Annotated in this window: 7 protein-coding genes; 3 read left to right on the top strand and 4 right to left on the bottom strand. The window is 47.3% G+C overall.

Translation table 11 applies throughout. The features are described from left to right. Positions 1–95: 95 nt before the first annotated feature. Both MARGE09_RS19265 and MARGE09_RS19260 read right to left on the bottom strand, forming a co-directional pair. Positions 96–1,712 (bottom strand): caspase family protein, encoded by a 1,617-nt coding sequence (locus tag MARGE09_RS19265; RefSeq protein ID WP_236984769.1) that lies wholly within the window; start codon positions 1,710–1,712, stop codon positions 96–98. Beyond that, positions 1,712–3,208, bottom strand: coding sequence for a serine/threonine-protein kinase (locus MARGE09_RS19260; RefSeq protein WP_236984768.1), 1,497 nt, complete (start codon positions 3,206–3,208; stop codon positions 1,712–1,714). The genes MARGE09_RS19265 and MARGE09_RS19260 overlap by 1 nt, the downstream gene beginning before the upstream one ends. Positions 3,209–3,606: 398 nt before the next feature. On the opposite strand from MARGE09_RS19260, the gene MARGE09_RS19255 reads away from it, so the two are divergent. Further along, on the top strand, positions 3,607–3,903 hold the full coding sequence (locus MARGE09_RS19255) for a hypothetical protein (RefSeq protein ID WP_236984767.1): 297 nt from the start codon (positions 3,607–3,609) through the stop codon (positions 3,901–3,903). A 101-nt stretch (positions 3,904–4,004) separates the two neighbouring features. Here MARGE09_RS19255 and MARGE09_RS19250 read toward each other — a convergent pair whose 3' ends face one another. Beyond that, the gene (locus MARGE09_RS19250; RefSeq protein WP_236984766.1) at positions 4,005–4,226 is read right to left on the bottom strand and encodes a hypothetical protein; all 222 of its coding nucleotides are present in this window, start codon (positions 4,224–4,226) and stop codon (positions 4,005–4,007) included. A 328-nt stretch (positions 4,227–4,554) separates the two neighbouring features. Between MARGE09_RS19250 and hrpA the strand changes: the two genes are divergently transcribed. Next, positions 4,555–8,559 (top strand): ATP-dependent RNA helicase HrpA, encoded by a 4,005-nt coding sequence (gene hrpA, locus MARGE09_RS19245; RefSeq protein ID WP_236984765.1) that lies wholly within the window; start codon positions 4,555–4,557, stop codon positions 8,557–8,559. 181 nt (positions 8,560–8,740) lie between these two features. Next, a complete protein-coding gene (locus MARGE09_RS19240) occupies positions 8,741–9,721 on the top strand; it encodes a porin (protein WP_236984764.1) in 981 nt (326 codons plus the stop codon). Positions 9,722–9,800: 79 nt separating this feature from the next. Here the strand turns inward: MARGE09_RS19240 and MARGE09_RS19235 are convergent, their stop codons facing one another. After that, positions 9,801–11,543, bottom strand: coding sequence for a glycoside hydrolase family 9 protein (locus tag MARGE09_RS19235; RefSeq protein WP_236984763.1), 1,743 nt, complete (start codon positions 11,541–11,543; stop codon positions 9,801–9,803). Between the last annotated feature and the right edge of the window lie 68 nt (positions 11,544–11,611).

The following is an 11,611-nucleotide window of genomic DNA, read 5'->3' as shown; positions in this document are numbered from 1 at the left end:
GGATTCTATCGCGATGGAGCGATAGAGGGAAGACCCACAGCGTGATTCAAAGGGCATGGTTTGTGAGCGGCGCCATACCCTTTGAATTTATCGTGCTAAAGCGTGCTTTTTTGTGGCAAGAAGTAAAAGGTGCCGCCTTCGTGCCCAGCTTCGCGGATTGGGCGCATTTCGGGTGTTTGCGGCATTTTGAGCTTCGCGCTTACATCGCTTACGTTAATGGCTAAGTGTGAAAATAAGTCGCTGTCTTTTAGGAGTGTGTCGTTACCTTCAAGTGCATCGATTAAAGCCTTGGTAAAAATGGAATTGTGTTGGCTGGTGCCATCGAGTACTGGCTTGTTACCGCCGGATGATATTACAACGCGGGCGCGCTTGGATAAGCCCGATTTAATGACTGCTTCGTTAAAGTTGCTGCCGCCTAAGCCAAACAGTAGCGAGCTTTGCTCTGCACCTAAACCGCCGGCATAACAGGAGTCGGCCAGCACTAAGATAGAACGCGCTTTTATGCGGTCGAGGTGGTCACTAATGACGGCGTTGTTAATCCAGCTGCTAATGTTTTGGTCTTGCGCGTCGATGGGTAGCCAATAACCGCGTTGTTTTTGGCTGGTGCTGGCGGTAGAGGTTTCGCCGTGGCCGGCATAAAAAATCAGCAGGTTGTCGTCTTTGGTGATTTGGCTGTAGAAATTATTAATGGTGTTCAAGATCGCTTTTTCGCTAGCATCTTGGAGTAATAGGGTGGTGAAGCCGTATTTGTTTTCGAGTACGCTTTTTAGACGTTCAGCATCGCGAATCGGCGAGCGAAGGTCGTCTAGGTAAAGGTAGTCCTGATTACCAATAATGAGTGCATAGTAACGACCGAAATCCATGTTTTTAACTTTACGGCTTTCGGCGGCGGTGAGGGTGGACTCTGATACGGTTTGATCGGTTTTTTCAAAGCCGCGGTACACCAGTTTTAGTGAATCTAGTTCGGCTTCCAGGTTTGCCTTTTCGGCTAGCGTATTTTTGTGGAGCTCTTGCAGGGCTTCCATTTGCTCTGGGTCGGGCAGTTGTTCGCGCTCTTCTTTAAGCTGCTTTATTTGTGTCGCTAATAGTTGGCTTTGAATTTTGGACTGCTGCAGCGCTTTGGTTAGCGCTTTTTTGGTTTTGTCGAGTTCGGCTTTGGCTTGCGAGCTTAAAACTAGGTTGTCGTCACTAATGCCCGAAGCTTGGCGATAGTAATTTAAGGCAAGTGGCATATTGGCTTCTACGCCCAAGCCTTTTTCGTAAAAGTAGCCTAAATTCAGCTGCGCGCGGCTATTGCCTTGGTCGGCGGCTTTTTTGTACCACTGGGCAGCTTGCTGGTAATCGGGTGAGCCGCCAATGCCTTTTTCGTAAATCTCGCCGACGTAGTTTTGTGCTTCGGCGTCGCCTTCTTGCGCGGGTGGTAGCCAAACACCTAGAGCAGAGCGGTAATCGGCGCGGTCGTATTCTACGTATTCGCCACCGCGAATACGGCAATCAACCGCGGTGGTGCGCGTTGCACGGCGTGGTGCCAAATACTGCATGTTACCTAGGCGCATCATTTGCCCAGGTAGTTTGCAGTCGACAACGTAAAGGTCTTCCTTATTTTTAAAGCCTTCGGTGGCCGTGGTATTAATGTCTTTTACATTGCCGCTGCCACAGGCACAAAGTGCTGCTGTTAGGCTGCCGGCTAGCATTAATTTTAGCGTTGTCATTATTGGCTATCCTCGCGGTTTAAACGCTGCTTGAGTTGTGCAATGGTTTGCGCAACTTGTTCTTTATCTTCGGTAAGCTCGTCATTGTATAGGTACTCAAGGGCGAGTTGAATTTCTTTAAGTTGAAAGCGTGAGAGGGTTTTGTCGTCTAGGCGCAGTTGTAGTGCAGCAATCACATCGCTTTGGCGTTCACGCAATACGTAAAGTGCGGCTTGAAGGTCTTTGGGGTTGATGTTATCGGTTTTGTCGAGTGCATTTTTACCTTGGGCATATAAGCGGTGCGCCATGCCTATTTCACCGGTGGCTAATAGATCGTCGGCCTCTGTAATAAAGGCACGTGTTTTTTCCAGTGTGGCGGGTAGGTCGGCCAGTGTCGGCGGTGGTGGCTCGTGGGTTTGCAAAAACACGGCGGCAGCAATCGATATTATGGCGAGCGCTAGGCTGGCAAAAAGTGCACCCTTGAGCTTACTAGGTGGATGCATCGCTTTAATCAGTTCACCTGCATCTTGATGGCGATGCTTGCCTTCAAAAGCCAGTGATTGAATTAATGCCTGATTGGCGCGGCGCGAAATACTTTTGAGTGGCGCGAGCGTTAAACCTTGTTCAGCGGCTTTATCCGCAGGTATGGCTTTGCCGTCGGCATCCAAAAAAGGGTGGCTGCCGGTGAGTAGCTCGTGCAGTACGATGCCAAGGCCGTAGATATCGTCGTTGGTGTGCAGGTCTTGGTGGGCAATCATTTCTGGGCTGGCGTAAGAGGGTGTAAGTGCATACTTGGTCCAAGATTCGCCAGCAGACAGCTCTTCTTCGTTGGTTGAGCGCACCGCTTGCGCGATACCAAAGTCCAATATTTTTACGCCGCCATCTTTGGTTAAGAATATGTTGGCCGGTTTAATGTCGGCGTGTACGTAGCCTTTTTTATGGGCGTAAGCAAGGCCTTCGGCAGCGAGCTCGATGGTTTTAAGGGCTTGTTCTGGCGGCATGCAGCTATTATTGCTGAGGTAATCCTCCAGCGATTCGCCTTCTAAGTACTCCATGGTGATAAAGACTAAGTCGTTATCTCGGTCAAAGTCGTATACCGTCACAATATTCGGGTGTGAAAGCAGCTGTGCTTTTTTGGCTTCGCGCTGTAAGGCTTGGGCGGCCTCGCGCATGGCGCTGAAGTTGCCTTTAAGTACTTTAATGGCAACCAGTGGTTGGTTGTCGTCCATTTCTACGCGTACTAAGTCGCGAGCGAGAAAAACATCTCCCATGCCGCCAGAGCCGATGCTTTTTACCAGTTCGAACCGGCCTTTAATAATACCGAGCCCTGATGGCGTTGCTGTTGGCGTGTTGAGAGAAGCTTTATCCTCCACGGGGGAGATAACTGTATTCGCTGGTGCGCCTTTGCTTGCGGCCTGCTGAGATGACAATGGCTGGATAATTGTGCTGTTATCCAGCTCGGTCTCGGCGCTTGTGGGCGGCTTAAGCGGGGCAATTCGTGTTTCGTTGTTATCCATAGGGGGTAATGCTGTGTGGTTGCTGCTTTGTGCGTAGTCTAACCTAAAAAGAAGGGCTTTCTGCGTGCGCTTGCCTTTGCTGTTTTATCGACCAGGCTGGCGGCTTTGTAATCTAAAAGGCTTGCGGTGTTTTCATGTGGTGCAATTTAGGTTTTTTGTGTTTTTAAGTGGTGCGTTTTTGGTGGTGATTTTGATGTTTTCACGTTTTTTAGGCACTTTTTTCAGGCATGTTGCCCCCACTTTTGTGCGTCGGTGATATAGTCACTTTTCGTTGATATTCGTTTTGCAGCGTTAGTGAGTTGGTGAATAACTAGCGATCTAATTTGGCTGATGTTGGTAAGGGTGCTGCGGGCGTAATGCTTGAGTGCTGATAACATTTATTCATGGTGGTGTACAAAATGACCGATTCTAAAAGTTCTGATTATGGTGAAATCTTCTTAGATTTATGTGATAGCGACTTGCGTCGTAATGTTGTGGGGACCTTGGTTGCAGCAAGAAAGGAGGAGGCCGCAATTAATCAGGACCAGTTGAATGAGATTGCCGCCTACCTTAACCGTTTAGAAGATGCCTTGGTGCGCCATCATACTGGTGAACTTAAGACAGCCAATGTTCTAGAGCATTTATTGAAATGCACGGGCCTTGATGTAAGTGGCTTGGCATTTAGTATGGAATCTATGTATGCCGAAGATGCATAAGTAGATCTAATCACCTATAAAAAAGCCGGTTAAAGTTGACTTTAACCGGCTTTTTTATAGGTGGGTATTTAAGTGGTGATTTAGGTGCTGGCCGGGTAGCGCTACCAGTATTCCACGGCTTGTGAATTACCCGCATCGTCGACAACTAATACTTCGTCGATCCTTTGCCCTTCAAAAAACTCCTTTATATGTGCAATGCTCAAAAACTTTAATGGCTTGCCTTGTGGGCTAGTAATGTAATTGGGTACATCTGCACTGTTTGTTGCAACACTGGCTAATAAATAGTTATTTGCGGCTTTTTCAATGCGTAGTTGTGATTTCATAATGCTTAGCGCCTGTCCTTAATCATTAACGAAGCGTGGCTTCGATGCTAGGGGGTTATCTTTCGTCTGTACTTAGCGGTGTTTGTTGCTGCGTGGTTACAATGTAAGGCGGTGATGGCTAAATTCTTTATCGTAATTTGAGTGGGTGATACCTTCTTATTTTGCTTCCTGTATCACTCAATCAGCCCTAATACTCGCTATACATTTGCCACGTTTAAGGCGCAATTGCGCCTTATTAGGGGTTAGATTAGCGCAGTTTTTGCCGGATATCTCGGCTGTTTGCGAAGTTGGCGTATAATGCTGCGCTTTTGTCTTTTAGTGTTTCTTTATGACGTCACAAGCAGCTATTTTACTTACCGATAGAGCCTCTTTTTGGGCACAACTCGAGACATGTTCACAGGCCGATAAGCGCCGTTTGCGCAATGCTTGGTATCGCATTGAAAAACTCGAAAAACAAGGTAAACCGAGTGAGCAAGGACGGGTGAAACTCATACAGCAAATTGCTGCATCGCAAGCTCAGCTTATTGAGCGCGCCGCTGCCGTGCCGGCGATTAGCTTTGATGATCAATTGCCGGTATCGCTGCGGCGCGATGAAATAGCCGAAGCGATTAGCCAGCATCAAGTGGTGGTGATTGCGGGCGAAACTGGCTCGGGGAAAACAACGCAAATCCCTAAAATTTGCTTAACGCTAGGGCGGGGTGTGAAGGGTTTGATCGGCCATACTCAGCCGCGCCGTATTGCTGCGCGCACAGTCGCTAGCCGCATTGCCGAGGAGTTAAAAACGGAATTGGGCACGGCGGTGGGGTATCAGGTTCGATTCAATGATACTAGCTCGCCGCTAAGTTTAATAAAGCTGATGACCGACGGCATTTTGTTGGCGGAAATTCAGCACGATCCCTTATTAGAAAAATACGATACGCTGATTATTGATGAGGCGCACGAGCGCAGTTTAAATATTGATTTTCTGCTGGGTTATATTCGGCAAATTCTACCGAAACGGCCTGATCTCAAAGTGATTATCACTTCTGCCACTATTGATGTAGAGCGCTTTTCGCAGCATTTTAATGGCGCGCCTATTATTTCGGTTTCTGGCCGCACATACCCGGTCGATATTATTTATCGCCCTTGGCACGGTGAACTGGAAGACCAAGCGCAAGGCATTGTTGAGGCCTTAGAGGAAATATTAACGTTGCCTAAAGGGCCGGTGGGCGATGTGCTGGTTTTTTTACCGGGTGAAAGAGAAATCCGAGAAACCGCGCTCGCCATCCGGCGCGCTAACTTCCCTATGCTGGAGGTTCTGCCTTTTTATGCCCGCTTAAGCCTTGCCGAGCAAAATAAAGCTTTTCAGCCTCACAAAGGGCGGCGCGTCGTCTTAGCGACAAACGTTGCAGAAACATCCATCACGGTGCCAGGTATTGGTTATGTGATTGACCCTGGTACTGCACGTATTAGCCGCTACAGCGCCAAAAGCCGAATTCAACGCTTGCCCATAGAAGCTGTTTCGCAGGCGTCTGCGAATCAGCGTGCGGGGCGTTGTGGGCGAATTAGTCACGGCACTTGTATTCGTTTGTATAGCGAAGAAGACTTTCTTGCGCGCCCAGCATTTACCGACCCAGAAATCCTGCGTACGAGTTTGGCTGCAGTGGTATTGCAAATGCAGCAATTAAATGTGGGGGATATTCGAGACTTTCCGTTTATCGAGCCACCAGAAAAAAGGGCTATTAGCGACGCCTTTAAAGAGCTGGTGCAGTTGCAAGCGCTTGATGATAAGCGACGTTTGTTGCCTGCTGGACGAAAAATGCTGGCTTTGCCGCTGGAGCCTCGTTTTTCTCGTATTTTAATTGCGGCGTCTGAATTAGGGTGCTTGCAAGAGTTATTGATTATTGTTGCCGGTATTACGATTCAGGACCCAAGAGAGCGCCCACACGATAAACAGCAAGCTGCCGACGAAAAGCATCGGCGTTTTAAAGATGCCGATTCTGATTTTGTCGCCTACCTTAATTTATGGAATTACGCAGAGGAACAACGACAAGCGCTTTCTCAAAACCACTGGCGAAAGTTGTGTAGTAAAGAATTTTTATCTTATTTGCGCTTGCGCGAGTGGCGGGAGCTGCATCACCAGTTATTAAACGCCTGTAAACAAGCTGGTTTACCCCTTAAAGCAAAGGCTAGTAGTGCGGAGCCAGAGCCTATAGCTAGTGAGGTCTTGCCGGAAAACAAAGATGTTCATGCAACGCAGGCTAAAGTTTGCCTAAATTATGAGGCGGTTCACCAAGCGCTGTTGTTTGGCTTGTTTGATAATATAGCGATTAAAAATGAAGAAAGTCGTGAGCGTGAATATATTGTCGCGCGTAACCGAAAAGCGACGGTTTTCCCTGGTTCTTCGCAGTATAAAAAAATGCCGCGTTGGATGGTTAGCGGGAATTACCTAGAGACGACAAAAGTTTTTGCACACACCAACGCCAAAATTGACCCCAATTGGCTGCGCAAAAGTTTGCCGCATTTATTGAATCATCATTATTACCAACCCCATTATTCGCTAAAAAGCGGGCAGGTTCTCGCGTACGATAAAGTCACGTTATTTGGTTTAACGGTGGCCGATAAATTACGCACGGACTACAGCAAAATTGATGCTAACGATGCGCGCCGCATTTTTATTCGCGAAGCGCTAGTAGAGGGTAAGTACGGCCAGCACCGAAGGCGCGATTTAGGAAAGTTTTTTGCCCTCAATCAAAAAACCATTAAAAATATTTGTGAGCTAGAGGCTAAGTCTCGCCGCCGCGATATTCTAGTTGATGACGAGGTTTTGTTTACTTTTTACGATGAAAGAGTTCCCGAAGAGATCTCGACGCTAAATAGCTTTGAGCACTGGCGTAAAACTGCCGAGCGAGACAATGCCAGCTTGCTGCATATACCCAAGAGCTTGTTGATGCAGCATGGGGCTGAGCATGTCTCTGAAAATGCCTTTCCTAATAGTTTTGCAGTTAACGGCGCAACCTACCCACTGTTTTATCATTTCGACCCCGGTCAACAAGATGATGGTGTAAGTATTGGTGTGCCTGCCAGTGTTTTGCATAGCCTGTCTGAAGAGCCGCTTGAGTGGCTGGTGCTGGGGCTATTGCGCGAAAAATGCATCGCGTTAGTTAAAGGGTTGCCTAAGCAGTGGCGTAAACAGTTTGTTCCTGTTCCCGAGTATGTCGATAAAGCGCTGGCAAGGATGAAGCCTGGTAACGGCGGACTAATGGATGCGCTTGCCACAGCTTTACTGCATTTGTCGGGGGTAGAAATTCCCAAAGCGGTATACGGTGAAGTGGTATTGGATGACTTTTATCGAATGAATATTCGCGTTCTAGATGATAAAGGGAGTGTTATTGACAGGCACCGTCATCTGAGTGTCTTAAGGGAGCGTTATCGTGACCATGTGCAACAAAGTTTGCAGCAAGCCGGTAGCGACTTTGAGCGTGAGCAATTAACGGCTTGGGATTTTGGTGGCTTTCCTGAAGAGTGTGCCTTGCAAAAAGGGGCTATTAAAGTGCAGGCGTTTCCGGCGCTATGTGATGTGGGTGGCGCCGTTGACTTGCGGGTATTGGATAACCCCGTGGATGCCCACGAACTAAGTCGTTATGGCGTTGCGCGACTGTTGCTGTTGGCGATGCCTAAAACGGTTAAGTACTTGCGCAAAGAGTTGCTCAAAAATAAAGATATTGGTCTGTCGGTGTTATCACTTGGAAGCCGAGCCGATGTTGTTGATGACTTACTGATGGCGGCGGTATTGGATGTGTGTGCTGTGAACGAAAGCCTGCCGCGAACACAAAAGGCCTTTAGCGATGCTGTAGCAGGCGGTGAAAATGGCCTGACTGCGCGAGCACAAACACTGGAAAAGCAATTGTTGGGCTGGTTGGCGCAACTGGTGTCTATTAATAAATCGATGAAGGCGAATAAAAACGCGCTTTTGCTTGCCTTTGCCTTTTCGGATATTAAAGAGCAGCTTAATGGCTTGTTTTTTAAAGGTTTTTTCATGGCGACGCCACTAAAGTGGTTGGATTACTATAGCCGTTATCTCAATGCCATTGAGGTGCGGCTACAAAAAGCACCCCAAAACCCGCAAAAAGATAAAGTGGCCATGCAAGATGTAAAAAGCGCCTGGCAAAAGCACGAAGATCTATTAGTTAAGCAGGGCAAAAATGCCTATGCACAAAGCCTGCTGTGGCAAGAGTACCGGTATATGATCGAGGAATTCAGGGTTTCGCTATTTGCGCAAACCCTTAAAACATCAGCGCCGGTATCGGGCAAGCGTTTAAATGCGCTTTGGGCAGAGGTTATTTCCCAGTAGAGTTAAAAATTAGAGCTTTGTAATTAAAGTGTCATATTTCAGACATATAGTTGCCACAAATTTGAAATGTATGCATTGGGCAACGTTTTTAATATGTTAGTTAAGTGTGCTGTGATCTATACTGCAGCGCGTTTTTAGCAATTTTTAATTTTAAAAACCATCTTCCTTTTAGGAGAAAACCGTGAAAAAACAACTTTCTGCTGCTATTGCATTAGCTTTGTGTACTCCCGTTGCGGCTACCGCGGCACCAACGCTATACGGTAAAGCGAATGTTTCTTATGCCAGCACGAATTTCGAAGATGAATCGATTGAACGTGATGAGTCGAAATTGGATGTTGCGAGTAACGCATCGCGCATTGGCATTAAGGGCAGCGAAACGATTAGCGACAACTTAGAAGCCATTTACAAGGCTGAGTTTGAAGTGGCCTTTGATGATGGTGACGCCAAAGACGGTAAAGTCTTTAGTCAGCGCAATATCTATGTCGGCGTTAAGGGTAACTTCGGTACAGTGATTGCCGGCCATTTCGATACTCCCTTAAAAACTGCGCAAAAGAAGGTCGATTTGTTTAATGACCTTTATGGTGATATCAAAAATAGCTTTACCGTTAATGATAATCGTAAAAGCAATAGCTTGATGTACGTTACCCCTGATTTATCTGGCTTTACGCTTTATGCCGATATTATTGCGAGCGAGCAAGATAACGATGGCCTTGAAGAGGCTAGCAAGCGTTCGAATGCAACGTCTATTGCTGCAACTTATGAGCGCAACGGGTTTTATGGTGCCTTGGCTTACGATTTAGATGTAGAAAAGGAAAGCACAAGTACTGTGCGTGCGGTATTTCAGTACAATGTTTCTAGTTTTCAGTTTGGTTTAATGGCTGAAGAGTACGAAAACCAAGATAAAGAAAAACTTGATGGTGTTTTTGGTTCTGTGCAATACAAAATCAACGACTGGGCATTAAAAGCGCAATTCGGACAGTCAGACATTCAAGATCAGGACGGTACGACTTTCAGCCTTGGTGCCGATTACAAAATGAGCAAAAACTCTAAAGTCTATGGTTTTTACACCAATAATGCGTACTTGGCTAATACCACCGAAGCGGGTGTAGAGCAGGATTACGATGAGAGCTTTTTAGGGTTGGGTATAGAAGTTAAGTTCTAACCTATTGGCTTTTAGTCTTCGAGTGATACAAAAAGCCCCGCATTTTAGCGGGGCTTTTTTTGTTCAATTATCGCCTTAATTAACGGCTCATTTCAGCCAGTATATAAACAAGCCCTGCATTCCAGTTAATGGCTATTTCGTTGGTGGCATAGCTGCACCAGTGGTCTTTATATGCTTTTGCAGGAATACTTGGGTCGTAAGGCGCGTTGTAGCGCTCGCACTCGGCCTGGTCTTGGTATCCGCTATGCGGGCCGCCTACTAGCATTCCTGGTACTGGTGCTTCAACGCCATCGGCAGCTGATATGCGATGGTGCGGTGCTTTTACGGCTCGTTCTCCATACCCCGTCAAATACGATACGTTGTTGGGGTTTCTGCCAAACAGGTAGTCGATCAATGCATGTGCTGATTTTATATAGTCGGGGTTGGGTGATATTCGGTTGATATCGAATAATGCCATTGCTTTATTGGCTGCAAAGCCATTACTGCCCCAGCGAAAATCTGCTCCGAATAGCGGTACGCCATAACCGGATTGCTGTGTTTGCGCGATCCAAGCATCGGCTGTTGTTTTGAGTTGTTCACTAATACTGAGCTTGAGCTTTTTAGGGGTTTTGGGGTTTTCGGCCAAGCTGATTAAAGCCAGTAGTTCTACGCCTCCCCACTCGGGGGCGCGAACCTTTTCTGGTTGCTCAAAGCTTTTTAGGTATTTCTTTTTGCCGGTAAGCTGAAACATTTCTGCTGCGGCCCAAGCCCATTCATCGTTGAGGTTTTCGGGTTTTGAGCCGTACATGCCGGTTTGAAAACCTTCTGGTTGAACGTATGTTGTTTTGGGGTTTTGTTTAGCCCACGCCCATGCTTTTAATGCGGCTTGTTCGTAGCGCTTGGCGCGCCCCGGTAATTGCTGGCTGTAATTGGCGGCAATCCGGCTGGCGCGAGCAAATACAGCGGCAAAGCCGAGTGTTGCGGCTGTTGTTTTTTGTACAACAAAGCGGGGTTTATATTCTTCGTGGGGCATGGCTAAATCTTCAAAACGCTTGGCTGTAAGCTTATGGTAAAGCCCGCCATCAGTGTCTTGCATGGTTTCCATCCAATCTAAATTCCATAGAATCTCGTTGAGTAAGTCGGGCAGTGCATCGCCAGACTCTGGAATATTTAGCTCAAGCTGTGCAAACAGTTCCGGGTTGTTTTCAAGCGCGCGAAGCAGGGTGTAGGTTGTGATGTTGGAATTGACGATATATTTGCCGTAATCACCGGCATCGAACCAGCCTTTAGGGGAGCTGATAATAGTGCCCTCTGGGCGCTCTTGGGTTGCCGCCGCCGCTTCGACATAAACGATGGTGTCTGGGTGTGAGGCTGGTCGCTCAAATACCCCTGCATGGCGCTCTTCTAAAGCTAAGCTATTGCGGTTGAAGTAGTAGGACTTAATGGCGCCGGCCAATGCATCTTGGTAGATATTGGCTTGAATGGAAACGTCGAAGGGTGCATTAACGCCGTCGACGGTTAATTGGTATTCGCCGGGGTAATTGAATCCACTGAAGTCGGCGATTTTTACGGTTTCTTGCGCCTCAGTCCATACTTTAGGCTCGGATAAAACCCCGTTGTAAACAATTTTCCCAGAGCTGCTATCGGTTAGCTTAAATTCTTTGGTGGCCACATTGGGTACTACAGCAGCTTTGAATTGTGTGGGTAAAAAGCCAACTTGGTTAGCGAGTATTCCTACCGCTGTGTTTTTATCAATGCTTGCGGTATCTGCAGCGTGGGCCGGTAATATGGTGGTTGATAGTGCTGCTGTCGCCATCATTACAGCTAATGGTTTTAAGCGCATGGGGTACCCTCTATGTTCTTGGTTTTAGAAGGCGTATTAAAGCCTCGTATTACTCGAGAGCCTAACAA

Origin of the sequence: Marinagarivorans cellulosilyticus (assembly GCF_021655555.1) — a bacterium.
GTDB classification, from domain to species: Bacteria; Pseudomonadota; Gammaproteobacteria; order Pseudomonadales; family Cellvibrionaceae; genus Marinagarivorans; species Marinagarivorans cellulosilyticus.
The sequence above is the reverse complement of the archived record's forward strand: the minus strand, read 5'-3'. Positions and strand labels throughout refer to the sequence as shown.

What these genes read in the sequence shown, in the direction of transcription:
- MARGE09_RS19265 (WP_236984769.1), bottom strand. Translation starts at nt 1,712, where the DNA reads ATGACAACGCTAAAATTAATGCTAGCCGGCAGCCTAACAGCAGCACTT.
- MARGE09_RS19260 (WP_236984768.1), bottom strand. Translation starts at nt 3,208, where the DNA reads ATGGATAACAACGAAACACGAATTGCCCCGCTTAAGCCGCCCACAAGC.
- MARGE09_RS19255 (WP_236984767.1), top strand. Translation starts at nt 3,607, where the DNA reads ATGACCGATTCTAAAAGTTCTGATTATGGTGAAATCTTCTTAGATTTA.
- MARGE09_RS19250 (WP_236984766.1), bottom strand. Translation starts at nt 4,226, where the DNA reads ATGAAATCACAACTACGCATTGAAAAAGCCGCAAATAACTATTTATTA.
- hrpA (WP_236984765.1), top strand. Translation starts at nt 4,555, where the DNA reads ATGACGTCACAAGCAGCTATTTTACTTACCGATAGAGCCTCTTTTTGG.
- MARGE09_RS19235 (WP_236984763.1), bottom strand. Translation starts at nt 11,543, where the DNA reads ATGCGCTTAAAACCATTAGCTGTAATGATGGCGACAGCAGCACTATCA.